This is a genomic window from Candidatus Pelagibacter bacterium nBUS_30, from assembly GCF_051201245.1.
In the GTDB taxonomy this organism is placed as follows: domain Bacteria; phylum Pseudomonadota; class Alphaproteobacteria; order Pelagibacterales; family Pelagibacteraceae; genus Pelagibacter.
The window spans coordinates 445,246-470,795 of sequence record NZ_CP172842.1 but is presented as its reverse complement, the minus strand read 5'-3'; the positions used below and the strand labels follow the sequence as shown (position 1 = coordinate 470,795).

The window sequence follows — 25,550 nt, the reverse complement described above, 5'->3', positions numbered from 1 at the left end:
TATGTCTTGTAATGTTGCTTTCATAGGTCTTGGTGTCATGGGTTATCCAATGGCTGGTTATATATCAAAAGCTGGTCACAATGTAACTGTTTATAACAGAACAGCAGCTAAAGCTGATAAATGGATTGCAGAATATAAAGGTTCAAAAGCAGATACACCTGCAAAAGCAGCAGAAGGTGCTGATTTTATTTTTACCTGTGTTGGAAATGATAATGATTTAAGAGAAGTATCTCTTGGAGAAAATGGGATGTTTAATACAGCTAAAAAAGGTTGTGTTTATATTGATAACTCAACTGTATCAGCTGAGATATCAAGAGAGCTTTATAAAGCTGCAAAAGATAAAGGATTTGATTTTTTAGATGCACCTATCTCAGGTGGTCAAGCAGGTGCTGAAGGTGGAATTCTAACGGTTATGGTTGGTGGTGATGAAGAAGTATTTAAAAAAGCTGAGACTGTAATTGATTGCTACAGTAGAAAAGTAAAATTAATTGGTAAATCTGGAAGTGGTCAACTGACTAAGATGATGAACCAGATGTGTATAGCAGGAGCTGTACAAGGTTTATCAGAAGCTATTAACTTTGGAATTAATGCAGGCTTAGATATGGATATCGTTATGGAGACTATATCAAAAGGTGCTGCGCAATCTTGGCAAATGGAAAATAGATATCGAACTATGACAGATGATAAGTTTGATTATGGTTTTGCTGTTGACTGGATGAGAAAAGATCTAGCTATAGTTATTGAAGAAGCAAAAAAAAATGGTTCGCCAGTCCCAATTACAGAACTAATTGATGGCTACTATGCAAAAGTTCAAGAAATGGGTGGTAATCGTTGGGATAGTTCGAGTTTGATTGCTTTACTAAAGAAGAAAAAATAATATTAGTGACTGACACAGTTCCTTACTACGAGGATTTTACTGAGATCAAAAAAAAAATTTGGTCGATGCTAACAAATGCAGTTAAAGATAGGGGCTCACCATTTAGAATACCTGTATTTATTTGTGGGAGTCAAAATGATTTTGATGGACGAATTGTAGTTCTTAGAAAATCAGATGAAGCTAATAACCTTGTTCAATACCACAGTGATATTAGATCAGATAAAATTACCAAATTAAAAGCTAACAAAAATGCTGCAATGCTTTTTTATGACAAGGAAGAAAAGATACAGGTTAGGCTAAAAGTTGAGTGTATTGTTAATCATGATAATGAAATAACAAAAGCATCTTGGTTAAAAACAGGTCATATGAGTAGAAAATGCTATTTAGTTGATAATGGGCCTGGGGCAGAGTCTGATAACCCAACATCAGGATTAAAACCTGAATTAGATAATTTTGAATATACAATGGAGCAAAGTGAAAAAGGTTATAAAAACTTTACTGTTATTCAATGTAAAATTAAATCTATTGAATGGCTCTATTTAGCAGCTAAAGGTCATAGAAGAGCTAAATTTGATTTAGAAAACAATAAAGAACACTGGCTAGTGCCTTAAAATATTGATTTAGAATATTTTTTCCAATTATCTTGATAATGTTTGGTATTTTTTATTACAGATTGTTTTTCCTCTTCAGTGACTTCCCTAATAACTTTACCCGGAGAGCCAACAACCAATGAATTGTCTGGTATTACTTTGTTTTCAGTAATTAACGCTTTGGCTCCAATGATGCAATTTTTTCCAATCTTTGCGTTATTAAGAATAACTGCACCAATCCCAATCAGACTATTGTCTCCTATCGTGCATCCATGAAGCATAACTAGATGCCCAACTGTTACATCTTTTCCAACTTTTAAAGGGCAACCTGGATCAGTATGTAAAATACTGCCATCTTGAATGTTTGACCCCTCACCTATATAAATATTTTCAATATCACCACGTAATACTGCATTAAACCAAATACTGGAGTTTTTCTCTAATGTAACGTCACCAATTATAGTTGCATTTGGTGCAACCCAATTTTCGCCAGAGTTTTGTGGTTTTTTATCTTTTAAATCGTAGAACATAATTTATATATTCTTACAGTATGCCAGTTCAAACTCCAATATGTGATTTTGGTAAAAAAGCTTTACCATTTGAATTAAAGTCTACAGATAATAAAATTATTTCACTAGATAATATTAGAGGTGAAAATGGAACCTTAATAATGTTTATCTGTAATCATTGTCCATATGTAAAAGCTATTACAAAAGAAATAGTGGAAGATTGTAATGAATTAAAAAAAATTGGTATTAACTCAGTTGCAATATGCTCTAATGATTTTATTAATTATCCAGAAGACTCATTTGATAATATGATCAAATTTTCAAAGGATAATCAGTTTAGTTTTCCATACTTACAAGATGAAACACAAAAAATTGCTAAAAAATATGGTGCTGTATGTACACCAGATTTTTTTGGTTTTGATAAAGATCTAGGGCTTCAATTTAGAGGTCGATTAAGAGAACTTAAAAATTTTATTCCAGTTAAAGATGGTGAAAGCGACCTTTTAAAAGCCATGAAACAAATAGCCAAAACCGGCAAAGGACCACAAGATCAAATACCAAGTGCTGGTTGTAGTATTAAATGGAAGTATAATTAATGTATTTAATTGTAACTAGATCCTATCCACCTGAACTTGGTGGTATGCAGAGCTTGATGTGGGGTCTATCAAAAGAACTATCTAAAAATTTTATGATCAAAGTATTTGCAGATCATATTGAGAGTCATAAAACCTTTGATGAACAAGCATCATTTTCCATTGAAAGAGTTGGTGGAATTAAATTATTAAGAAAATACAGAAAAGCCCAATTAATTAATGAGTTTATTAAAGAAAATAAAATTGAAGGTATTATTGCTGATCACTGGAAAAGCTTAGAGCTTATTAAATCAAACAAAAAGAAATATTGCTTGATTCATAGTAAAGAAATTAATCATCCAAAAGGAACGAGTTTAAACAAGCGCGTTTTAAATGTTTTAAATAATGTTGAAAAAGTAATCGCTAACTCTGAATTTACAAAAAATCTAGCTATTGAATGTGGAGTTATTCAGGATAAAGTTATTGTCATCAATCCAGGTATAGACCCTGCTGTTGAATTAAATAAAAAATCTTTAGATAAAGTTGAAAGTCTTCTTAAAGTAAAAACGCCAAGACTAATTACTGTTTCAAGATTTGATAAGAGAAAAAATCATGAAAAAGTTGTTATGGCATTAAGAAATTTGAAACAAATTTATCCTGATATAGTTTACATTTGCGTAGGTTATGGGGATGAAGAGGAAAATATTAAAAAACTTGTAAAAGAGCTAGATTTAGAGTCTCAAGTTATGTTCTTCAGTGATATTAGCAATGAATTAAAAAATGCTTTAGTTGCCAAATCAAATATTTTTGTCATGCCCTCAGTTATTCATAAAAAATCTGTTGAAGGATTTGGTATTGCCTATGTTGAAGCTGCTCAATATGGAATTCCATCAATTGGTGGTAAAGATGGTGGTGCAGCTGATGCTGTTGAACATGAAAAGACTGGATTAATTTGTGATGGAAATAATTTAGATGATATTTATTCATCAATTAATTCAATGTTAGAAAATAAAAAATATTTAGAATACGGAAAAAGCGCAAAAGATAGTATCTCAAAATTCTATTGGTCTAATATAATTGAAGAATATAAAAAAATTTTAAATTAAACCTTTTTACCCCTAAAAGTTTTATATATATGCCACACTACTATTAGTATCGTTGTAGCCAATATACATGCTGTAAGTGTTCTATCCCATAAAAATGTCCAAGAACCATCACTTAATAATAAAGATCTCCTTAAATTTTCTTCCATTAAACCACCAAGAACAAAAGCTAAGATTAATGGTGGCATTGGAAAATCATATAAGCGCATAAAGGTTGCAACAACTGCAATTCCTATCATCAAATAAATATCAAAATTATTAAATGACATCACATATATTCCTGTAATTGAAAAAAATAAAATTAGTGGAATTAAATAATTTTTAGGTATCGCTAAAATTCTAGCGATATAAGGAATTAAGGGTAAGTTTAATATAAGTAGAATTACCATTCCAATATACATCGACATTATAACTGACCAGAAAATTTCAGGATTAGTTACATAAAGTCTTGGGCCAGGTTGAATACCAAATCCTAGAAGAGCCCCTAACATTACTGCAGTAGTACCACTCCCAGGTATTCCTAAAGTAAGTAATGGAACAAAAGCACCAGAGCACGCTGCATTATTTGCTGTTTCAGGTGCAGCTAATCCATGAATACTTCCTTTACCAAATTTTTCTTTTTCTTCATCACTTACTAAATTTCTTTCCATTCCATATGCTAAGAAAGATGCGATAGTTGCTCCTGCTCCAGGTAATACCCCAATTAAAAAGCCAATAATTGAATTTCGAGGAATGGTTTTTAACATTTTAGTTCTTTCTTCTTTATTAATCTTAATTGACCCAAGTTCTGTTAAAGATACTTGTTTTGCAGCTGTAGTTGGATCGTTACGTTTTAAAATAATAGTGAGTGCTTCACTCATTGCAAAAGTTGCCATAACAACAAGAACAAAACTTATTCCATCTGTTAAGTTCATATTGTTAAAAGTAAATCTTGTTATGTCAGATAAACTATCTTGACCAACAGATGCTAACATTAAACCAAGTACCACCATCATCATTGCTTTAATAAACTGACCTTTTGAAGAGAATGCAGCAATAGCAGTTAAACCTAAAATCATTAAAGCAAAATAATCAGGTGATCTAAACGATAAACTTACTTTTGATAAACTTGGTGCCATAAACAATAAATAAATTGCAGCAAGTGTTCCTCCCGCAAAAGAACTCCAAGCAGCTATAGCTAAAGCTTTACCTGCTTTACCTTGCTGAGCCATTGGATAACCATCAAATGATGTTGCTACCGTTCCTGGAACTCCTGGAGCATTTAATAATATTGAAGAAGTGGAACCTCCAAATACAGCACCATAATAAACTCCTGCCATTAAAATCAAGCCAGTCGCTGGATCAAAACCGTAAGTAATAGGTATCATTAGAGCTATCGCAGTCATTGGTCCAAGACCAGGAAGCATGCCAATAATTGTTCCAAAAAAACAACCAATCATTACCATAAATATATTTTGAAATGTAAGAGCTGTTTTTAATCCAATTAAAATTCCTTCTATCATCCCATCACTCCTAACATTTGAAGAAATGGATCTCTTAAGTAAATGTCAAGAACACCATGCAAAAGATACATAAATGCTGCAACAAATGGAAAAGAAAGCATAAACATTAATACCCACCTTCTCTCACCTAAAAAATAATAAGATGCCATTAGAAATAAAGAGGTAGTTAAAAAATACCCAACTTTTAAGATTAAGGCTCCATAAATTATTGCAATGAAAACTAAAATAGTAGTTTTTTTGTACTCTAAAGTTCTATGTTCAACTTTAATTGTATTTGGATCAGGTAAAATTACTTTAAGTCCCGAAAAAAATAATCCAGCATAACCTAAATAAATTGGAAATGTTCTGGCATTAAAAGGTGCATTTTCATCAAATGCAAAAACTTGAATTTGGTAAGCTGTATATAAATAAAATGCAGAAAAAATAAAAAAGAGCAGTGATATAATTTTTGTAGTATTTATATTCACTGCTCTAATTTTAAATAATCCTAAGGATTATATAACTCCTAATTTCTTCATAAGAGTTGTCATTTCTTCTGTTTGTTTTTCTAAGAAAGAAACAAACTTGTCACCAGGATTATAAATATTAACCCAAGCATTTCTTGCTCTAACAGTTTCCCATTCAGAAGTTTTTTGTACATCGCCTAGCATTTTAGCAATTGCGTTTTTATCTGCACTGCTCATACCTGGAGGACCAAAAAATCCTCTCCAGTTAACGAATTGTACATCGTACCCTTGTTCTTTTAGAGTTGGTGCATCTGGAGCATCAGAAACTCTTGAAGGAGCAGTAATACCAATAATTCTTACTTGGTCTCTTGCACCCATCAATTCACCTAAACCTGTAGAGATAATTTGAGTCTCTCCAGACAAAAGTCCAGCTAACGCTTTTCCACCAGCATCATAAGGAATGTAAGCTACATCATTTGGATTAGCACCAGCAGCTTGGAAAGCTAAAGCACCAATTAAATGGTCCATACTTCCTCTTACTGATCCACCAGCCATTTTGATAGAGCTTGGATTCTTTTTGTATGCATCAACTACATCTTTAAAGTTTTTGTAAGGTGAGTTTTTTGCAACTGCAATTGCACCATAATCCCCGATTACACCAGCAATCGGCACAACATCTTTATAAGATAAAGTACCACTTCCACTCACGTAACCTTTGTGTCTAGTGATTGATCTTAAAACTAATGGTGTAGATTGAACTAAAACTGTATTTGCAGGTTTAGTATTAATCATGAAAGCTAATGCTTTACCACCACCACCACCTGACATATTTTCAAATGATGCACTTTTTAACATGCCAGCTTTTGTTAAAGCTTCTCCAGTACCTCTAGCAGTTCCATCCCAACCACCTCCAGCACCACCACCGATTACGAAATGAATTTTATCAATCGCAATTGAACTAGTTGTAGTTGCTGAAAATAATAAGATTGCTGAGAATAATACTGAAATTATTTTTTTTATATTCTTCATTATTTCCCTCTCTTTTTAATTAAATTAGATTTAATTTATTTTATTAACCAATGTCTAAATATATTATTACTATTGTTCTATACAAAAGAACACGTTATTCTAATGAATAGAATTATATGAAATTAAACAAAAATACAGTTGGTGTTGAAGCTGTAAACAAAGCTTTAGAAATATTAAATTGCTTTACTGAAAAAAATGAAGCTCTTACTGTAACAAAGATAGCTCAGATTACTGGTGATCATAAAAGTAGAATTTCTAGAATATCGAAATCACTTGAAAATTTTGGATACATTAGAAAAATAAAAAGTGGAGAATTTAAAATAGGCCACTCTATTCCTAGATTGTATGAAATTTACGATAGTAGTTTTAATTTAAAAAATTCTATTAAATCAGAATTAGATTTCATCTCATCAAAAACTAAAGAAACAGCGAGTTTCTTTGTAAAGCAGAATGATGTTCGAGTTTGCATCCAGTCTAGTACGCCTAGTAAATCGATTATACACTTAGAGGAAATAGGAGGTAAAAAACCTTTAAACAAAGGATCCAGTGGTCACGTTTTATCGGCTTATAATAATTTAGAAATTAATGATAAAGATAAAGTTTTAAAAAATGGATACGCTATGACTTTTGGAGAAAGAGATTCCGAAATGGCGTCTGTATCAGTTCCAATATTTAGAAAAAAAAATCAAATTCTTGGAGCATTAACTATTGCAGGTCATATTTCTAATTTTAATAAAAAAAACTGTATTAATTTCTTAAATGTACTTAGATCCTCAAGAGTAAAAATTGAAAAAAATTTAATTCAAATCAAATAATGATAAAACAAATTAATCAAATTTTCAAAATAAAATTTATTTCCGTTTTAATAATTTCTTTTCCAAGTGCAATTATTGCTGAATATTTTAATATTCCTCTAGCTTGGTTTTTGGGACCAATGATTATCACATCAATTGCCGCTTTATCAGGTCTAAAAATTATAATGCCCAAAATTGTTTTAAGCTTCATTTTGATAATTTTAGGTTTGCATATCGGGAATTACATAGATCAAAATCTATTTAATCAAATGTTTGATTGGATATGGACTTCATTGATTATGTTGATCTACATAATAATTTGTATTTTAGTTGTAGCCAAATATCTTCAAAAATATGCGGGTTATGGTGAAAAAGCTTCAATATTTTCAGCGGCTCCTGGTGCATTAGGTCCTTTAATGATTTTAGCTGAAAATGAAAAAACTGATTTATCTCAAGTGGCAACTTCACATCTAATTAGATTAATTATAATCATAACAGTTATTCCATTTATTATCGTTAATAATACTGGTTCAGAAATATTGCTATTAGATAACTTTGATTACATGGGTCAAAATCATCTAAAATTAATTTTACTTATCATTGCATCTTTATTTTTTATTTTTGTTTTTGATAAAATTAGAGTTCCAGCAGCTTTATTATCAGGAACGCTATTTGCTAGTGGGTTATTACAAATGACTGATGTTGCATCATACAAGTTACCAGATGCTTCAATTAATTTTTGTCTTTTAATTTTAGGGGCTTCTGTTGGATGTAGATTTGCTGAAAAGACTATTAAAGAGATTGCCAATAATTCTCTTCATAGTTTGGTCGCAACAATAATTCTTGTTCTATTAGGATTTATTGCGGCTTATGTTGCAACATTTTTTGTTGATACAAATATTTTAACACTCATCTTATCCTTCAGTCCTGGTGGAATTTATGAAGTAGCAGTAATTGCAATAGCATTTGATTTAAAACCTGACTTTGTAGCTTTCCATCATATAATAAGATTATTATTTATTCTTTTTACGGTGCCAGTTATTTTGAAAGTATTAAGTAAATTTAAGAAATTAAGCTAGACAATCTTTGAAAAACTTTTTCAGCAGATAGATTGGATAAGTCAGAAACTTGAATTCCTTTAAAGTTTTCTCTTTCAATACTTACTTTGTGAGCTGTGGTATGTGAGCCAAATAAAGCCATTCCTTTAGAACCAAGATGTGCTGCCATATGTGCAGGACCTGTATCATTAGCAACAACAAATAAACTGTCCTTAATTAATGCTGATAACTGAGAAATATCTAAAGCTTTACCATTATCTAAAACACAAAGCGCATTAATAGTTGATGCTTCTTTAATTTCACGTGGTCCAGGCGCAATAACTACTTTAAATTTATTTTCTAATTTTTCATTAATCATATCAATTAACTTATTATAATAAGGCCATTTTTTTGATGTTAAGTGAGGTGAGCAAAAAGGAAAAAGAATAATATATTTTTCTAATTGATAGTAATTTTTTATTTGAGATATATCTGATGGACTCCATGAAAAATCAGGGCTTAAAGTATGATTAGTGTTAATTCCTGAGATTTTTAATTGCTGGTCAAATCTAGATAAAACAGATTCTTTATCAAAATCTTTTTTTGTAGTTCCTTCAGGCAATGTGGTCTCTGTAGATGACCAGATCTCTTTTGATGCATTTGGAAATAGAATTCTTTTATAGAAAGCTGTTCTGCTTGAGTTTTGTAAATCGTAAACTTTTGAAAAGTTATATTTTTTAATATTTTTCATTAAAGAATATAGATAAATCAGGTTTAATCTTGATAATCGCTTGTCTAAAATAACATTGGAAATATGTGGATTTTTTTTAAATAAATCAAAATATGGTTTTGTAGTTAATAAGTGAATTTGATCATCTTTATGGCTTTCAGAAATATCTTGAATTGCACCGCATGCTTGGGCTATATCCCCCAAAGAACCATGTTTAATGATTAAAATATTAGACATATTTATAACAACTTAGCATAGTATAAAATTTTATGAATAAAATTATAGTTGAAGTCTCAATAGGTGAATTATTAGATAAAATTTCTATACTAGAAATTAAACAAGAAAAAATTAAAGATCCTGAAAAATTAAAATTTATATCAGACGAACATGCTGTTTTAAAAGATCAATTAAACAAAAATGTAAAATCAAATGATGAAATTGAAAAACTATTTCAATCTCTAAAAGAAATTAACGCTAAACTCTGGGTTATTGAAGATGATAAAAGATTATGTGAAAAAGAAAAAGATTTTACTGAAAAATTTATTAAACTTTCAAGAGATGTTCATTTTTTAAATGATGATAGAGCTAAAATAAAATTAGAAATAAACAACCTTACAGGTTCAAAAATTAAAGAAATTAAAGAATATACTAGCTACTAAAAATTTTAGGAAACCAATCCTCACGCATAATATCGCCAGATTTTAAATTTATTCCGTCAAAAGGAGGTGAAGTAGGTCCGCCTCTATCAATATATTTAACATCACTCCCAATAAATCTCATAGAAAATGCCCTTCGTGAATTTAGAGTTTTATTACCCGTTGAACCATGAACTGTCTTAAAATTAAATAATACTGCGTCTCCTAAATTTAACTCAGGTATCAAAATATCATGATCGAAATTATCTATTTTAGGCATATCCATAAAGTGACTATTATCCTCATACCACGATTGATCATTAGACCATTTTGTAGGTCGAATTAACTTGGGCCATTTATGTGAGCCTAATATTAATTGGAGATTATTTTTTTTATCAACTTCATCTAATGGTATCCAAAAACTTCCTGTGTTATCACCATTGACACAATAATAAGGCATATCTTGATGCCATGGTGTTTCTTTATTTGTTCCAGAATCTTTAATAAAAATATGATCATGAAAAATTTGAGTAGATTTTGAATTGGTTGCTTCAGCAACAATCTGGGCACCTGGTGAGTTAAATATACAATCTTTAAATTCTTTTATTCTTTCCCAATTACAATAATCTTCAAAAAATCTACCTTGATTGTTATTTACATTTTCTCTTCCATGTCTACTCGGCTTGTCTAAAACTTTCTGAAATCCTGTTCTTAAGGGCTCTATCCAATCTTTAAAAACACCTTTAACAATTATTGCTCCAAGATTTTGATAATCATCAATTTGTTTTTTTGATAGAAACATTTTAATTTTATTGAAAGCTATATTTTTTCTCTAAATATTTAATCAAATTATGAATTAAAAAAGTCATAAATAAGTAAATGCCTCCTGCAACTATAAATACTTCAATTGGTTTAAAAGTTGTCGAAATTATATACTTAGCAACACCCGTTAGATCCATCAATGTAACCGTGCTTGCTAATGATGTTCCTTTCATCATCAAGATTATTTCATTTCCATATGCGGGTAATGATTGTCTGATTGCAATTGGTATTTGAATCTTATAAAAAATTATCTTATTTGATATACCTAAACTTTTTCCAGCTTCAATCATACCTGGCTTAATTGTCTGAAATGCTGATCTTAAAATCTCAGATGTATAAGCACCAGTATTTAAAGCAAAAGCTATGATTGCACACCAATATGGTTCTTTTAAAATAACCCATAAAAAAGTTGATCGCAGATATTCAATCTGACCTAATCCAAAATAAATAATAAAAATTTGAACTAATAGTGGTGTCCCTCTAAAGATATAAGAATATCCATATGCGAATTGATTAATAAAGATATTCTTATTCATTCTTAAAATTGCAAAAAATAAACCTAGAAACATTCCGATTATCAAAGAAACAGAAAGAAGCTTTAATGTGATAACAGTTGCACTGAGCAACTTTGGAAAACTAGTAATCATTAAATCAAAATCCACTAATACCCCCTACTATATTTTGCTTCTAATCTATTGATTAGTTTCATGCTTAGATAAGTAAGCAATAAATACAAAACTGCAGCAAACGAATAAAAGAATAGTGGATCCCTAGTAGATCCTGCTGCAATATATGATTGCCTCATAATCTCAACTAAACCGGTAACTGAAATTAACGATGTATCTTTTAAAGTAATCTGCCAAACATTACTTAAGTTTGGAATGGCTAGTCTTAACATTTGAGGTAATATTATTTTATAAAATTGAGCAAACTTACTAACACCTAATACTTTAGCAGCTTCAAACTGACCTTTGTCTATTGATTGAATTGCTCCTCTAAATACTTCAGTTGAATAAGCGCCTGATATAATCCCAATTGCCATTGAACCTGTAATAAATGCATTGATTTCAATATATTCAAAGTATCCAAAGATTGATGCCACATACATAATTGCACCACTCCCCCCAAAAAAGAAAAGGTAAATTACTAAAAGTTCAGGGACACCACGAATAACTGTTGTATAAAAATTTCCAATTAGATTTAGTGATTTGTATTTAGATAATTTAAGTGGAGTAAATATAAGTGCAAAAAAAAATCCAATAAACATTGCTGTAACAGAGACAGCTATTGTCATTAGGGTTGCGTAAAATAATTCGTCACCCCAACCTGTTTTGCCAAATGCGAGAAGTTCCATATAGACTGGCGACTATATATTATAGTCGCCAAATCTGAAATTAATTACATAGAAGCGTCGAAACCGAAGTGCTTAATAGCAAGTCTGCTAATAATTCCTTGTTTTCTAGCTTTATCAATTGCTTTGTTGAAGTCTTTAAGAAGTTTAGCGTCTCTTGTACCGATCGCACCATCTCCACCTTGTCTAATTCCAACACCAACACCATTACCAAAAGCACCACCTGAAAACGTTGGGCCAACTAATACAACTGGTTTTCCTGATTTGTCAGCATAATCTGTAAATGCAACTGCTGCAGCTAAAGCAACATCACATCTTCCAGATGTTAGGTCTAAGTTTACTTCATCTTGAGTTTTGTAAGTTCTAACATTTACACTACCAACATCACCAGACTCCAGAAAGTTTTGGTGAATTGTTCCTGTTTGAGTACAAACAGTTTTTCCAGCAAGTGCACCAGTTAAAGTTTTAAGAGCTTTTTTAACAGCAGATCCACCTAAAGTTAAATTAACACCTTCTGGAGTATCAATTCCCTCTAAACTTGAACCTTTCATAACCGCAAGTGATGCTACTTCGTCAGCATAACCTTGAGAAAAAGTAATTGTTTTTTGTCTTTCAGCTGTAATTGACATTCCTGCCATTATCGCATCGAACTTTCTCATTAACAAAGCTGGAATCATTCCATCCCAATCTTGTTCAACGATAGTACATTCATGTTTCATGATTGCGCAAAGTTCATTTGCTAGCTCAACCTCAAAACCTATAAGTTTACCTGAGGCATCTTTAGAGTTCCATGGAGGGTAAGCGCCTTCAGTTCCAATTTTTATTTTGTCAGCGTAAACATTTCCAATGACTAATAAAGAAGTAAGAACTGTTAAAATAGTTTTTTTGAATATATTCATTATTTTCTCCTTTAATTTTTAAGAAGTATTTCACAAATTAGATAATTTAAAAAGAAAAATTAATGATTTATTGATGAAGAAAAATTCCAAGAACAATCAAAACTAGGTATATAAACTCTAGATATTTTAGTGTTTCCAAAATGGTGGTTAAATACATTCAGCCAATTATCAACCTGTTTGGGTTTTTTATCTTGGCTTCCTACTTGAGCAGTGATTACACCTTTTGGTTTTAATATTCGTATCATTGAGTCCATATTTTTTGCAGCTAAATCTATACAAAATTGGTCGTCATTGAGGTCAACAAAAATATGATCATAAGTATCATCTTCTACTGATTTAATACTTTCAAAAGCATCACCCCATACACATTTTACAGAATTTTTTTCTGTAGCTTTATTTCCAATATTACCTAAATGCTTACTACAAACATTCACAACTTCTGGATCTAATTCATACCAGTCTATAAAATTAAAACTTTTAGATACACATTCTCTTGCAACACCACCATCTCCACCACCAATGATAGCAGCTCTTTCATTGTCCTTATTTAATTGAAGACCAGCACCTACAAAAGTTGAACTATATAAATATTCATCAGTTGCAGCGACTTGTATTTCTCCATCAATAAATAATGATTTTCCAAATTGTTCTAATTCTAAAATTTCAATATGTTGACCAACTTTTGATTTAAAATCTTCAAGAACATCATTTACTACATATGATTTTTGTAATCCTTGTGAACTATAAATGTCATGATAAAGAGATTTTGTATCTCTATTAAATTTTTTTTTAACAATTCTTTTATGAGTAAATTCTTTTTTAATTATATCAATTGCAACTGATGGGCTAACTTTTCCACAAGTAAAAAAATCAAAACTAATTATTCCTTTTTCAGGAAATGTGTGAAAACTAATATGGCTTTCTGCTAATAATGCTAAAATTGTAAAACCTTGAGGTTCAAATTTATATTTGGAAATATTAAGAATTGTTACATCGGCTGCTTTTGCAATATCATTAATGATTTTTTCAAACAAAGAAGGATCGTATTCTTTTGTAGTTCCTATAATGTCTAGAGTTATATGCTCACCAACTTTAGTCATTTTCCTCCTATATTTAAAAAAACACTTAATATAGATATTAATATTATTTTCAATGAAAATAAAATAATCGTTTAACTAGAAATCACTCATTCTAATATGAAATAATTTTGCACCTTTTTCGCAATTTTCTATCCAATCTGAAGAAGCATTGCTGTCCGCATTATCAGAGATATATTTAAAACATTTAAATTCTATGCCTTCTAATTTACAAACTTTTGCCAGGGCATAGGCCTCCATATCTACTATGTCTACATTCATCTCTATTTGCCTATTTACAAAACTATCTCCACTTCCACATGAATATCCTTCCTCAGAATTTATTATTTCATTAATATTATCAAATGGAGTTTCGCCTAACTTGAGATCTAACAAGCCTCTAACATCCATATCTCTTTGATAAAATTTTGTACACTCAACAATACCTAACAATTCTTTATTAATAGCACCCGCTGTTCCATAATTAATAACTTTTGAGGGTTTGTGATCATGAATTAATTTAATCAAATTATATGTAGCATTAATTTTACCTACACCGATATGATGAAAATAATTTAATCCAACAGTTTCTTCTTTTAAAGCTGCAACAAATAATTTATTCATAAAAAATGAATTTAAAAAAATATATAAGATCAATACCAGATTATCCTAAAAAGGGAATTCTTTTTAGGGACATTACAACTCTAATTAAAGATGAAAATGCTTTTGCAGAAACTATAAATCAAATTGTTGAAAGATCAAAAAAATTCAATTTTACAAAAATTGCAGCTATCGAATCTCGAGGTTTTGTATTTGCTTCAGCGGTTTCATATATTTTAAAAAAACCATTCATAATGTTAAGAAAAAAAAACAAATTACCTGCAGATGTTCATTCAGTAGATTTTGAATTAGAATATGGTACGGCAACTATAGAAGTTCACAAAGATTCTATAAATGAAACTGATACCGTTTTAATTATTGATGATTTAATAGCTACTGGTGGTACCGCTGAAGCTGCTGCAAAACTAATAGAAATATCAAAAGGCAAAGTTGCAGCTTTTGTTTTTGTAATTAATTTATTTGATCTTAAAGGAGCTAATAATTTAGTAAAAAATGATTACAAAGTTGAAAACTTAATTGAATTTCCAGGCCATTAATATTTGAAAGTATTTATATCGTCATACATTATTTGTGAAGGCTATAGATATATGCCAACAGCCATTTTAATATTATTTTTTAAGCATCTTTATTAATTAACTATCCTAGGTCTAAAAGAAGATTTTTTTCCTAAAAGAGCATTTATAAAGCCTAGGCACCTGTGCAAATAAATTTTTTTTTTTTTGAATTCATTGTAATTAAATAAAAAAAATACTTAATTAAAGCGGATATAAAAGTGGGTAGACAATTAGTTAAGGCACTAAAAAAACCATTATGTTTTTTGTTATAATAAAATTTAGACCAAATCCAATGCCAATTTCTTGAAAGCTCAACTTGCTCATTATATTTTTTATCAACAGCACTAGCGCCAAGATGAGTAATTTTAGAACTCGGAACCACATATATATTCTCATTTTTATCAATTATTCTTTTGCACAAATCATCATTTTCTAAATATAAAAAAATATTTTCATCAAAAAAATTAGTATTTTTAAAACTTTTTAATTCATTTAATCTTTTTAAATTTATAATCATCGCATAGCCATCGACACTTTTTACTTTAAACGGATTTAAAGTATGTTTGGTCAGATGTTTGAGGTCATCTAATTGATAATTTGGATAATCTTCTTTATTTGAAATTGGAGCAATAATTGAAAAATGTTGAATTTTATTTGACTCACTTATAATTTCATCAATTGTGTTTTTTTTCAAAATAACATCAGGATTTAAAATAAATGCATAATCAGTTTTGACATATCTTAACCCTAAATTATTTCCAGGCCCCATACCAAGATTTTCTGATGACAGGATACATTCAACATTATTGTATTTCTTTTCTATGTTTTCTTTAAATAATTTATCCCCAGAATTGTCTACAACAATAATTTTTATCTCATTAGGAATTGATTTGATGCAATCATGTATTACGTCTTCACTGTAAAAACTGACTATTACTACTGATAAATTTTGAATAGATAATGTCATATGATAAGTGATATGAACTATACTAATACTTTTTAGTAATGTAAAAATATTTATATTTATGAAAAAAATAATTGTTACTGGTGGACTGGGGTTTATTGGAAGTAATTTAATTGATCTATTACTCAATAAAAATTATTTTGTAATTAATATAGATAAAGTTTCATATTCATCAAATTTTTATAATACTAATGAATATAAGTTCTCAAAAAAATATAAATTTATCAAATGTGATATTGGAGATAAAAAATTAAGAAAAATACTTAACAAATATAAACCAAGTGGTGTTTTTAATTTAGCCGCAGAAACACATGTTGATAGATCTATAGATGACCCTAAAAACTTTATTAAAAGCAATATAGTTGGGGTTTATAATTTATTGGAATGTTTTAAAGATTTTTCAAAAAAATTTAATTCTAAACTAATACATGTATCTACAGATGAAGTTTATGGAGACATAGCGAATGGGCGGACTAGCGAAACGTACCCCTATAAACCCAGCTCACCTTATGCCGCAAGTAAAGCGGCTTCTGACCATTTAGTTAGCTCCTATGTAAGAACTTATAACATTCCTGCAATCATAACTAACTGCTCAAATAATTATGGCCCAAAACAACATCCAGAAAAATTAATTCCAAAGCTGATTTACAATATATTAAATAACAAACCTCTTCCAATTTATGGAAAAGGAACAAATTCTAGGGAATGGATTTATGTTAAAGATCACTGCGAAGCTTTGATTAAGGTTTTTCAAAAAGGAAAGGTTGGAGAATTTTATAATATTGGCTCAAATAAAAATCTCAATAATATTCAAGTTTGCAATAACCTTTTAAATGTCTCAAAAAACTCAATGATTTTAGGAAAAAAAGTTAAAATCAATTTTGTTAAAGATAGACCTGGTCATGATACTAGGTACGCACTGAATAGTAATAAAATTAAAAACAAACTTAATTGGATGCCTAATACAAGTTTTAAAAAAGGAATTTTATTAACTTTTGAATGGTACAAAAACAATAAAAAGTATTACAAGAACTTATCAAAAAAAGATATTTTACAAAGACTAGGTAATAAATGATTAAAAAAGGAATTATTTTAGCAGGTGGCATGGGAACACGAATGAGTCCACTTACAAAAGCAGTGAATAAACAATTACTACCAATATACGACAAGCCTTTAATATTTTATCCTTTGTCGATCTTAATGCTTTCAAAAATTAGAGATATATTGATTATTGTAAATAAAGGACAGCTTGAACAATATAAAAGATTAATACCAAACGGTAAAAATTTAGGAATTAAGATCACTTACATTGAACAAGACAAGCCAAGAGGCCTACCAGATGCTTTTATCTTGGGTAAAGATTTTATTAAAAATGAAAGTGTTGCTTTAATTTTAGGTGATAATTTTTTTTATGGTCAATCTTTAAGTAAAATGCTTCTTGATTGTGTAAAGATAAAAACTGGTGCTAAAATTATACTTCATAAAGTTATAAATCCTGAAAATTTTGGTGTTGCATTAACTAGAGGTAAAAAAATTATATCAATAAAAGAGAAACCAAAAAAATTTTTGTCAGATTTGGCAATTACAGGGTTATATTTTTTTGATAATAAAGTGGTTAAGTATGCTTCAAAACTTAAACCTTCAAAAAGAAAAGAATTAGAGATAGTAGATCTATTAAACGAATATAGAAAAAAAAATAAACTTACTGCAGAATTTATTGGCAGAGGTGGTGCTTGGCTTGATACTGGATCTATAGAAGATTTTTACAAAACAAGTAATTTTGTATCAGCAATTGAAAATCAACAGGGTTTAAAAATTGCATGTTTAGAGGAAATAGCAATGCTAAATAAATGGATTAAAAAAAAAGAAGTAAATAATGCCATAAAATTTTATGGAAATTGTGAATACTCAAAATATCTAAAAAAACTAATTTAAATGATAAAAAAAATAAAGACAGGTTTTAAAGATCTAATTATTTATGAGGGAAAAAAACATAAAGATAAAAGAGGATATTTAATAGAAATGCTCCGAGAAGAAAAAATTGGTAAAAAATTTAAATTTCAAATTTTATCTAAATCTAAAAAAAATGTACTTAGAGGTTTGCATTTTCAACTTAAGAAACCACAAGCAAAACACATAACTGTTATTAAGGGAAAAATATTAGATGTTGCTGTTGATTTAAGAAAGAAATCAAAAACCTTTGGTAAAGTTTTTTCCATAATTTTAACTGACAGTAATTGTAAATCAATTTTTATACCTGCTGGGTTTGCTCATGGGTTTTTAACCTTAGGTAATGAAAATATAATTCACTATAGTTGCACGGAATATAGATCAGTTGGAAAAGAATTTAGCCTTTCATACAAAGATCCCTCTCTTAAAATTAAATGGCCTAAGGTTAAATTTATTCTAGCTGCAAAAGATGCAAATGCTAAAAATTTAAAAGATCTTATTAAAGAAAAAATTATATAAATTTAAATCAAATTTTACTTTTTAATCTATAGAATGATCTGAAGTTTAAATATGAAAATAATAATCCTAATATTTCAGCAAAATAATAGCTCATTTCTGTAAATCTTAATTGAAAAAAACAAATAGTAATTTTTTTTATAGCTCTTATTAAATTTGGTAAAGTTTTTACAATACCATTTAAATATCCATAATGTTTTTTGTAATAATAAAATTTTGACCAGCAGTAATGCCAGTTTCTAACTTTTATATAATCGTTCATAAATTTTTGGTCGATTGATTTTGATTTTGGATTTGAGATTATAACTTTATCATACATATACACGGGTAAATTTGCATCAATACATTTTTTAAATAAATCACTTTCCTCAAAATATAAAAATATTTTCTCATCAAAATAATTAATCTTTTTAAAGGTATTTCTTTCAACAAGCATTACACATCCATGATTAAACAATACCTTATGTAAATCTTGATTTTTATTCTTATCAATAATCGATCCGTTATAATTATGATTTTTTATTTTTGGTGTTATCACTCCAAATTTTTTGATTTTAATAGCCTTATTTATTAGTGTGATAATTTGTGATGTTTTTATCTTAATATCTATATCAATAAATAATAAATATTTTTTTTTTGTTTTTTTTGCTCCGATGTTGAAAGCTGCACCTTGACCATCATTTGATTTAGGAATTATAACTTTTACATTTTTAAATTTACTCTCAAATTCTTTTTTTATTGATGCGTCCATAGAATTTTCAATTAAGATAATTGAAATATCTTTATTTAGATATTTTATTGTTTTTTGAGCCTTATCTTTTGATCTAAATGAAACTAAGATTATACATAAATTTTTAAGTAAATTTTTTTTCATTTATACTTTGTGACAGATTGATTAGATTAACTTTTTTAACTCTTTTATAACAATTCCTTGCTCATCATCGGTCAAAGTTGGGTACATTGGTAATGAAAATATCTTTTTTGCCATTTCTTCAGTTTTTGTCAAACAAGTGCAAGATGAGCACACAAAATGCCTATATGCATCCATTATATGAATTGGCCAAGGATAACTAATGTTTAGATGAATATTTTTTTTTGATAATTTTGACATAATTTTATCACGGTCTGGATGAGCAACCACAAATATATAATAAGCATGTTTGTTGTCAGGATGTTCTAAAGGTAATTCAATATCTAAGTTTTTTAGTTCGTCATTATATCTTTTTCCTATTTGCCTTCTTCTATTAATCCATTCATCAAGATATGGTAATTTCTTCAATAAAATTGCCGCGTGAACTTCGTCAAGTCTTGAATTAGTGCCATGTTCTACCGCATAATATTTTCCATTCCAGTGACCAGACGACATTTTCTTTTTTTCCATACCTAAAAACCTTATTCTTTTCATTCGGTCATAAAGCTTTTCATTGTTGGTAGATATGAACCCCCCATCTCCATAAGCTCCAAAAATTTTAGTTGGATAAAAAGAATAACAGCCAGCATCACCAATTGACCCAGCTTTTTTATTTTTATATGTGGCTCCATGAGATTGTGCGCAATCCTCAATTACTTTTAAATTATGTTTTTTTGCAATTTCCATAATCTTATCCATTTCACACATTTGACCGTAAAGATGAACAGGAACTATTGCTTTAGTTTTTTTATTAATAAAATTTTCTAATCTATCAACATCCATTAAAGAATATTGATTTATATCTACGAATTTTGCAGAAGCTCCTGTGTTTACAATTGCGGTCACAGTAGGTACAGCCGTGTTAGAAGTTGTTATAACCTCATCCCCAGCACCAATATCAAAAGCTTTTAATGCTATAGTTATAGCGTCAGTGCAATTTCCAACCCCTATTCCATATTTACATTCATGATAAGTTGAAAATTTTTCCTCAAATTCATCCAATTTTGGTCCAAAAATAAGTGTTCCATTTTTAAAAACCTCATCTACTGCACTCAAGATGTCTTCTCTTAACAGTTCATATTCTTTTAAATAATCCCAAACTTTAATCATAAAAATAAAGTATAGCTTTTAATGTATTTTATCAATATTAAAACTGGCAAATAGGTTTCTTGCTTCAATAGTTAAAAGATTCCTTTTAATTAAATCTATTACCTGATTATGCGAAGCCCATTTAAAATTTTTAGCTAATCGCACTTTTTCTTTTTCTTTTAAAAATTTTATCAAATTATGTGTCTCATTTTTAAAGAATCTTCCACCTTCGTCAGAATTAATAAATTTTATTATTTTTTTTTTTAAATAAATTAAGAAATTTAATGTCCTTATTTCCTATTTTTTTTGTAAAATTTTTAACAGAAATCGTGGAAGTAAATTTGGGTGATGATAATCCTGCCTCTTGCACTCCCTGCAGCAAATAATGATTTGTTTTGTTAATCTCTTTAACTAAAAAACCATTTAAAGATATGTGGTAATCACTAACAATCGGTTGGCACCATTGACTAACTTCGCGTGAGCTAGTTTTTATTTTTAAAAACAAGATGGAAAAAAAAAAATTTTTATTATTTACAATTTTATCCTTAAATATTTTCCAATTTTTTAAATCATTAAATGAGATAATTTTTTTTTTTATCTTAATTTTTTTTTTTAAATAAGTTAAAGTATTTTTTAAATTAGAAAAATTGTTAATTGGATTATCCAATGTATTTTTTTTAATTGAACTAGATAAAACTGATATTGTATCCATATTTAGTAAATTCTTTTTTTTTAGAAGATATTTCAAATTTTCTTTTGTCACCCAGATATAATTTTTTATCTTTTTTATTTTTTCTTTTCTAATATCAATTAAGATATTATTATTTGATTTTTCAAGATATCTAGTGCCTTGTTCTGACAATCTAGACTTGGAAATAGTCTTAATTTTTAATTTATTGCCGATAAAAAAGTTAAGATAATTAGTTTTTTTTCCACCATGTTTTTGCAAATAATTACTTTTTGTAGCCTGGACAGTAGGAGATAATTGTATTCCACTTTTATTCCCTGGTTCTACTTTTGCTTGTAAAAGATAATAATCAACATCTTTGATCTTTTTTTTAAGAATTCCAAGGATGCCCACTTCTTTCTGAAGTATTAATGGCTGAAACCATGCTTCATTATTATTTTTTATAAACTTAAAGGGGACGATAGAAAAAAAAGCTTTGTTATAATTAAATATTTTTTGATTGTCGATTTTCCAATTTATTACATCTGAGATATTTATCCTGGATACTTTCATTAAATTTTTTTTTTTTTGATCCAGAATCCATTTGTTGAGGTCTTTTATTCTCATTAAAGACTAATAATTTTTATTTTAGGAACATGTGTAATAAATTTTCCACCTCTTTTTAGAAATTTTTGTTCTTTTTTTTTTATTTCTTTTAAAAAATTCCAAGCTCCAAGAAAGGCATAGTCAACATCTTCTGGTATTCCGTTGTTTGAAGGTTTAATCAAAATATGCTTCCCAGGTGTAAATTTACCTTGTTTATTTTTAGTTGAATCTAATACATAATTAATTAAATCATTTCCTATGTTGCAATAATTAAAAATAGTAGCAGATTTATACGTTGCTCCATAACTTACAACCTTTTTACTTTTTTTTTTTAGTTCTTTTAATAATTCTAATAATTCATATTTTGATTTTTTTACTCTACTGGCAAACTTTGTATAAGTAGATAATTTATGAAGTCCTTGTTTAAGCTCTTTTGATTTTAAGTTTTTAACACTTTTATTAATAGAATATTTTGCATTTTCTTTGCAAACATAAAATCTTGTTGAGCCACCATGAGTCTGAAGTAGCTCAACATCAAAAACTTTTAATTTGGATTTTTTTAAAATATTTGAAATTGCTATTAAAGAAAATATATGAACATGTTCATCATAAAATTGATCATAAGAATTCATTTTTATTACAGATCCCATATATGGGTCTTCAAACACAAAAACACCGTTATCATTTAATGATTTGTAAATTGCATCAAATGTTTCTTTTAAATTAGGAATATGAGAAATTGTATTTGCTGAATATATTAAATCAAAGTTAGATTTTTCCTTTAAAATTTTATTTACTAGTTTTCTGTTCCAAAAATTTGGATAAGTTTTATATCCTAATTTTTTTGTAATTTTTGCTAAATTCAAACACGGCTCAACAGCTACTATTTTATTTTTTTTAAAATTTTTTAAAAATACACCATCATTACTTCCAATTTCCATTGAAAAATTGGGTCTAAATCTTGATTTTAATTTATTCGCTACAGATTTAAATGATTGCCTCATTGTAAATGATTGTGAGGCTCTATGTGCATACTTGTCAGTATATTGTTTTTTTGGATCAACCGGCTTAGATAAGGAAACTAAAAAATTTTGTGTATTAAAAATTACTGATAAATTGTAAAAATATTCATTTTTAGTATTGCTTTTATTGATTGAACTTAAATAAGAGTTTGTTATTGGCTGTTTTAATAAGTTTAAAAATTTTTTTTTCATTACAATTAATATTTTAATTTTGAATTGAAGGATTTATATTATAAATTAGTGATAATAATCAAGAAACTTAGTAATATTTACCAATTAGTAAGGTTAAAATTAATATTATTTTAAACTTTTGATTAAAAAAACAAATATAGGGACCAAATCTGAGATCAAAAAATAAAAAAATTGTAATTACAGGGGGAGATGGGAGATTCGCTCAAGTTCTAAAGCAGTCAAAAATTAATTTAAATATTTTTTACCCAAACAAAAAAGAGTTAAATATATTAAATGCTAAATCTATAGAGAAATATTTAAAAAAAACCAAACCCAAATATCTCATTCATGCTGCAGCTTTATCAAGACCCATGAAGATTCATAATAAACAAATATCTAAAAGTATAGATTTAAATATAATTGGTACTTGCAATGTAGTTAAGATTTGTTCAAAACTAGATATCAAATTGATTTATTTTTCAACTGGTTATGTTTATGAAGGCAAAACTGGCAATTACAAAGAAGAGGACCCCGTACTACCTGTAAATAATTATGCTTGGTCTAAATTAGGTGGTGAGTGTGCTGTTAAACTTTACAAGAATTCACTAATTTTAAGAATTACAATGTGTGAAAAACCTTTTATTCATAAAAATGCTTTTCATGACATTAATACTAATTTTATTTTTCATGATGAAGTTGCGATGATGATACCAAAAATTTTAAATAAAAAAGGAACTTTAAATGTGGGTGGAGAAATACAATCTGTGTACAACTTTGCAATCAAAACAAACAGAAATGTTAAAAAAATTTCAGGGAGAAAACAGTTTCCATTAAATCCATCAATGAATATTAGAAAACTTAAAAAAATTATTAAGCCCAATCAATAAATTTATTAATGGTAGCGGGAAGTGGGATCGAACCACTGACCTCAGGCTTATGAGTCCTGCGCTCTAACCAACTGAGCTACCCCGCCATTAAATTATTAAAAGATTTATAATACAATTTTTTTTGGTTGCAATGAACATTTTTAAACTACTAGTAAACAATAAATCTAACAACCATTAAAATTAAATTTTACTTTTAATGCTTTAGATAATTCATAAATTGTATAAAATTAAACTTTATCAATGTTATCAAATTCAAATACTATATTATCGTTATTCAAAGCTAATAAATTTCATGAAGTTATAGAGCTTTTAGATAAATCTAAAAATGAAAATAAAAATAGTTATATGTTTTATTTTTATCGGGGTATTGCATATTTAAAATTAAATAAATTTAGTAAAGCTAAAGAAGATTTTAACAAAGGAGTTAGTTTAAATTCAAATTCACCTGAAATATTTAACAATTTAGGTATATTGAATTATACAATTGGAGAAAACGAACAAGCGATAGAAAATTTCATTAAATCAATCAATTTAAAAAACAATTTTAAACAATCAATTTCTGCTTTGATAAATGTTTTGTCTCATACTGAGAATTATGAAAAAAATAATTCAGATATTGTTTCAACCCATAACAAGCTAAATCAAATTAATTTTAATTATTCACCCCAAGATTTTATAATTAATAAAAAGATTAAAGATTATATGAATGAAATTAATAATGTTGTTGATGATAAATTAAAAAATTTAGAATTCGACATGACGCAAACTTACAGAAGGAATAAACCACCACTTCATTGCGATAGACATAAAAAGGTTTTTAATACATTCAATGCTATTCCAAAATTTTGTTTTGATTGTTTTAAAGTTCAGATTGAACTTGATAACGTAGTAGACTTAATAAAATTATTTATAATTTTTGACAATATTAAATTTCTAAATAACAACACAAGAAAATGTATGATTGAATTAAGGCCAAATGTTTCTGGTAAATATAAAGGTTTAGTTTATTGCTCTTCAATAAAAGAATCTGAAAATATTTTAAGTCAATTAAAAGAAGTTTTGGGTAAAAATATTAATTCTAATATTAGTTATAAGATTAAAAAAGGATGCACAGAATATGCTTTTAAGTATCCTACCTATGATAGTTTAAAAGATAATGCCATGACATACAATCCAGATTGGAAAAAATATGAAGATACAATTGACCAACAAAATCCTGATTTAATTTTAGATAAAATCACAAGACCGACCATCAAAGGTGTTTCCCTTTATGATGCTTTAGTAATTAGAAATTGGCTTGCTTATGCAAAATTAATTAATGACAAATCACATACAGAAATTACAAATCAAAATTTTTATTCTAAGTTTATTGAAAAACACTTAAAAAGATCGAAAAGTGCTTAAATTAAAATAAAGCAAATCCAGTAACAATACTAATCGCAAATATTAATATCGATAAAAAGATTATTTTTTTTTTAAATCATTTTTTTTATCAACTTTAACTCTGTTTAGTAAAATATTTATATCAGTTGTTTTAAGTTTTTTATTTATAGAATTTATATTTGGGTCAAGATTATCATTTGTTGACGTGTGGTTATAAAAACTTTTTTTCATTTTAAAT

The 25,550-nt window shown here is 28.2% G+C and carries 31 protein-coding genes and 1 tRNA gene; 13 read left to right on the top strand and 19 right to left on the bottom strand.

All coding sequences use genetic code 11. From position 1 onward, the window contains the following. The first annotated feature begins 1 nt into the window (after position 1). The gene (locus tag ACIJYE_RS02490; protein ID WP_435090976.1) at positions 2-877 is read left to right on the top strand and encodes an NAD(P)-dependent oxidoreductase; all 876 of its coding nucleotides are present in this window, start codon (positions 2-4) and stop codon (positions 875-877) included. A 5-nt stretch (positions 878-882) separates the two neighbouring features. Beyond that, positions 883-1,488, top strand: a complete 606-nt coding sequence (locus tag ACIJYE_RS02485) for a flavin-binding protein (RefSeq protein ID WP_435090975.1) — start codon at positions 883-885, stop codon at positions 1,486-1,488. On the opposite strand, the gene ACIJYE_RS02480 is transcribed toward ACIJYE_RS02485, so the two are convergent. Beyond that, entirely contained in the window at positions 1,485-1,997 is a 513-nt protein-coding gene (locus ACIJYE_RS02480; protein WP_435090973.1) for a gamma carbonic anhydrase family protein, read from the bottom strand. The genes ACIJYE_RS02485 and ACIJYE_RS02480 overlap by 4 nt on opposite strands. A 20-nt stretch (positions 1,998-2,017) precedes the next feature. On the opposite strand from ACIJYE_RS02480, the gene ACIJYE_RS02475 reads away from it, so the two are divergent. Continuing rightward, positions 2,018-2,572: a thioredoxin family protein gene (locus ACIJYE_RS02475; protein WP_435090972.1), complete on the top strand. Its 555-nt coding sequence runs from the start codon at positions 2,018-2,020 to the stop codon at positions 2,570-2,572. Then, entirely contained in the window at positions 2,572-3,654 is a 1,083-nt protein-coding gene (locus tag ACIJYE_RS02470; RefSeq protein WP_435090970.1) for a glycosyltransferase family 4 protein, read from the top strand. Before ACIJYE_RS02475 ends, ACIJYE_RS02470 begins: the two co-directional genes overlap by 1 nt. On the opposite strand, the gene ACIJYE_RS02465 is transcribed toward ACIJYE_RS02470, so the two are convergent. From ACIJYE_RS02465 to ACIJYE_RS02455, 3 genes are read right to left on the bottom strand one after another with little or no spacing between them, the layout of a single operon-like run. Further along, the gene (locus ACIJYE_RS02465; RefSeq protein ID WP_435090968.1) at positions 3,651-5,153 is read right to left on the bottom strand and encodes a tripartite tricarboxylate transporter permease; all 1,503 of its coding nucleotides are present in this window, start codon (positions 5,151-5,153) and stop codon (positions 3,651-3,653) included. The genes ACIJYE_RS02470 and ACIJYE_RS02465 overlap by 4 nt on opposite strands. Continuing rightward, on the bottom strand, positions 5,150-5,620 hold the full coding sequence (locus ACIJYE_RS02460; RefSeq protein WP_435090966.1) for a tripartite tricarboxylate transporter TctB family protein: 471 nt from the start codon (positions 5,618-5,620) through the stop codon (positions 5,150-5,152). The genes ACIJYE_RS02465 and ACIJYE_RS02460 overlap by 4 nt, the downstream gene beginning before the upstream one ends. A gap of 27 nt (positions 5,621-5,647) precedes the next feature. After that, a complete protein-coding gene (locus ACIJYE_RS02455; RefSeq protein ID WP_435090964.1) occupies positions 5,648-6,628 on the bottom strand; it encodes a tripartite tricarboxylate transporter substrate binding protein in 981 nt (326 codons plus the stop codon). Between the two features lie 116 nt (positions 6,629-6,744). On the opposite strand from ACIJYE_RS02455, the gene ACIJYE_RS02450 reads away from it, so the two are divergent. After that, positions 6,745-7,443, top strand: a complete 699-nt coding sequence (locus ACIJYE_RS02450; RefSeq protein ID WP_435090963.1) for an IclR family transcriptional regulator — start codon at positions 6,745-6,747, stop codon at positions 7,441-7,443. After that, positions 7,443-8,501, top strand: coding sequence for an AbrB family transcriptional regulator (locus ACIJYE_RS02445; RefSeq protein WP_435090962.1), 1,059 nt, complete (start codon positions 7,443-7,445; stop codon positions 8,499-8,501). Before ACIJYE_RS02450 ends, ACIJYE_RS02445 begins: the two co-directional genes overlap by 1 nt. On the opposite strand, the gene ACIJYE_RS02440 is transcribed toward ACIJYE_RS02445, so the two are convergent. Continuing rightward, positions 8,485-9,426: a glycosyltransferase family 9 protein gene (locus ACIJYE_RS02440; RefSeq protein ID WP_435090961.1), complete on the bottom strand. Its 942-nt coding sequence runs from the start codon at positions 9,424-9,426 to the stop codon at positions 8,485-8,487. The genes ACIJYE_RS02445 and ACIJYE_RS02440 overlap by 17 nt on opposite strands. Positions 9,427-9,458: 32 nt before the next feature. Between ACIJYE_RS02440 and ACIJYE_RS02435 the strand changes: the two genes are divergently transcribed. Beyond that, on the top strand, positions 9,459-9,848 hold the full coding sequence (locus ACIJYE_RS02435; RefSeq protein WP_435090960.1) for a DUF6165 family protein: 390 nt from the start codon (positions 9,459-9,461) through the stop codon (positions 9,846-9,848). Here the strand turns inward: ACIJYE_RS02435 and ACIJYE_RS02430 are convergent. The 6 genes from ACIJYE_RS02430 to ACIJYE_RS02405 all read right to left on the bottom strand — a co-directional run bounded on the left by ACIJYE_RS02430 (position 9,838) and on the right by ACIJYE_RS02405 (position 14,596). Continuing rightward, complete coding sequence (locus ACIJYE_RS02430) at positions 9,838-10,626, bottom strand: phytanoyl-CoA dioxygenase family protein (RefSeq protein WP_435090959.1); 789 nt, start codon at positions 10,624-10,626, stop codon at positions 9,838-9,840. The two genes, ACIJYE_RS02435 and ACIJYE_RS02430, sit on opposite strands and share 11 nt — an antisense overlap. A 7-nt stretch (positions 10,627-10,633) precedes the next feature. Next, entirely contained in the window at positions 10,634-11,308 is a 675-nt protein-coding gene (locus tag ACIJYE_RS02425) for an ABC transporter permease (protein WP_435090958.1), read from the bottom strand. After that, on the bottom strand, positions 11,308-12,000 hold the full coding sequence (locus ACIJYE_RS02420; protein ID WP_271523830.1) for an ABC transporter permease subunit: 693 nt from the start codon (positions 11,998-12,000) through the stop codon (positions 11,308-11,310). Before ACIJYE_RS02420 ends, ACIJYE_RS02425 begins: the two co-directional genes overlap by 1 nt. Before the next feature lie 44 nt (positions 12,001-12,044). Continuing rightward, a complete protein-coding gene (locus ACIJYE_RS02415; RefSeq protein ID WP_435090957.1) occupies positions 12,045-12,896 on the bottom strand; it encodes a transporter substrate-binding domain-containing protein in 852 nt (283 codons plus the stop codon). Between the two features lie 59 nt (positions 12,897-12,955). Further along, entirely contained in the window at positions 12,956-13,996 is a 1,041-nt protein-coding gene (speD, locus tag ACIJYE_RS02410; protein ID WP_435090956.1) for an adenosylmethionine decarboxylase, read from the bottom strand. A gap of 75 nt (positions 13,997-14,071) precedes the next feature. Then, on the bottom strand, positions 14,072-14,596 hold the full coding sequence (locus tag ACIJYE_RS02405; protein WP_435090954.1) for a 5'-methylthioadenosine nucleosidase: 525 nt from the start codon (positions 14,594-14,596) through the stop codon (positions 14,072-14,074). Positions 14,597-14,601: 5 nt separating this feature from the next. Between ACIJYE_RS02405 and ACIJYE_RS02400 the strand changes: the two genes are divergently transcribed. Beyond that, positions 14,602-15,129: an adenine phosphoribosyltransferase gene (locus ACIJYE_RS02400; protein ID WP_435090952.1), complete on the top strand. Its 528-nt coding sequence runs from the start codon at positions 14,602-14,604 to the stop codon at positions 15,127-15,129. Between the two features lie 151 nt (positions 15,130-15,280). Here the strand turns inward: ACIJYE_RS02400 and ACIJYE_RS02395 are convergent, their stop codons facing one another. After that, positions 15,281-16,114: a glycosyltransferase gene (locus ACIJYE_RS02395; RefSeq protein ID WP_435090950.1), complete on the bottom strand. Its 834-nt coding sequence runs from the start codon at positions 16,112-16,114 to the stop codon at positions 15,281-15,283. Positions 16,115-16,172: 58 nt separating this feature from the next. Between ACIJYE_RS02395 and rfbB the strand changes: the two genes are divergently transcribed. Genes rfbB through rfbC form a run of 3 tightly spaced genes read left to right on the top strand, consistent with a single transcriptional unit; the run spans position 16,173 to position 18,580 of the window. Then, positions 16,173-17,186, top strand: a complete 1,014-nt coding sequence (gene rfbB / locus ACIJYE_RS02390; protein WP_435090948.1) for a dTDP-glucose 4,6-dehydratase — start codon at positions 16,173-16,175, stop codon at positions 17,184-17,186. Further along, the gene (locus ACIJYE_RS02385) at positions 17,183-18,046 is read left to right on the top strand and encodes a sugar nucleotidyltransferase (protein WP_435090947.1); all 864 of its coding nucleotides are present in this window, start codon (positions 17,183-17,185) and stop codon (positions 18,044-18,046) included. The genes rfbB and ACIJYE_RS02385 overlap by 4 nt, the downstream gene beginning before the upstream one ends. Continuing rightward, on the top strand, positions 18,047-18,580 hold the full coding sequence (gene rfbC, locus ACIJYE_RS02380; RefSeq protein WP_435090946.1) for a dTDP-4-dehydrorhamnose 3,5-epimerase: 534 nt from the start codon (positions 18,047-18,049) through the stop codon (positions 18,578-18,580). 7 nt (positions 18,581-18,587) lie between these two features. Here rfbC and ACIJYE_RS02375 read toward each other — a convergent pair whose 3' ends face one another. The 5 genes from ACIJYE_RS02375 to ACIJYE_RS02355 are packed head-to-tail and all read right to left on the bottom strand — an operon-like array spanning position 18,588 to position 23,063. Beyond that, positions 18,588-19,451 carry a glycosyltransferase family 2 protein gene (locus tag ACIJYE_RS02375; RefSeq protein ID WP_435090944.1) on the bottom strand — a complete coding sequence of 288 codons (864 nt, stop codon included), beginning with the start codon at positions 19,449-19,451 and terminating at the stop codon, positions 18,588-18,590. Between the two features lie 21 nt (positions 19,452-19,472). Continuing rightward, on the bottom strand, positions 19,473-20,597 hold the full coding sequence (locus ACIJYE_RS02370; RefSeq protein ID WP_435090943.1) for a DegT/DnrJ/EryC1/StrS family aminotransferase: 1,125 nt from the start codon (positions 20,595-20,597) through the stop codon (positions 19,473-19,475). Positions 20,598-20,615: 18 nt separating this feature from the next. Then, positions 20,616-20,771, bottom strand: coding sequence for a hypothetical protein (locus ACIJYE_RS02365; RefSeq protein ID WP_435090941.1), 156 nt, complete (start codon positions 20,769-20,771; stop codon positions 20,616-20,618). Between the two features lie 43 nt (positions 20,772-20,814). Beyond that, complete coding sequence (locus ACIJYE_RS02360; RefSeq protein ID WP_435090939.1) at positions 20,815-21,870, bottom strand: NDP-hexose 2,3-dehydratase family protein; 1,056 nt, start codon at positions 21,868-21,870, stop codon at positions 20,815-20,817. Continuing rightward, positions 21,870-23,063, bottom strand: a complete 1,194-nt coding sequence (locus ACIJYE_RS02355; RefSeq protein WP_435090937.1) for a class I SAM-dependent methyltransferase — start codon at positions 23,061-23,063, stop codon at positions 21,870-21,872. The genes ACIJYE_RS02360 and ACIJYE_RS02355 overlap by 1 nt, the downstream gene beginning before the upstream one ends. 149 nt (positions 23,064-23,212) lie before the next feature. Between ACIJYE_RS02355 and ACIJYE_RS02350 the strand changes: the two genes are divergently transcribed. After that, the gene (locus tag ACIJYE_RS02350) at positions 23,213-23,929 is read left to right on the top strand and encodes a sugar nucleotide-binding protein (protein ID WP_435091255.1); all 717 of its coding nucleotides are present in this window, start codon (positions 23,213-23,215) and stop codon (positions 23,927-23,929) included. 9 nt (positions 23,930-23,938) lie between these two features. Here the strand turns inward: ACIJYE_RS02350 and ACIJYE_RS02345 are convergent. Beyond that, positions 23,939-24,015 (bottom strand) — tRNA-Met (locus tag ACIJYE_RS02345). A gap of 154 nt (positions 24,016-24,169) precedes the next feature. On the opposite strand from ACIJYE_RS02345, the gene ACIJYE_RS02340 reads away from it, so the two are divergent. Beyond that, entirely contained in the window at positions 24,170-25,333 is a 1,164-nt protein-coding gene (locus ACIJYE_RS02340; protein ID WP_435090936.1) for a tetratricopeptide repeat protein, read from the top strand. 60 nt (positions 25,334-25,393) lie between these two features. Here ACIJYE_RS02340 and ACIJYE_RS02335 read toward each other — a convergent pair whose 3' ends face one another. Next, positions 25,394-25,543, bottom strand: coding sequence for a hypothetical protein (locus tag ACIJYE_RS02335; protein ID WP_435090935.1), 150 nt, complete (start codon positions 25,541-25,543; stop codon positions 25,394-25,396). Positions 25,544-25,550: the final 7 nt, after the last annotated feature.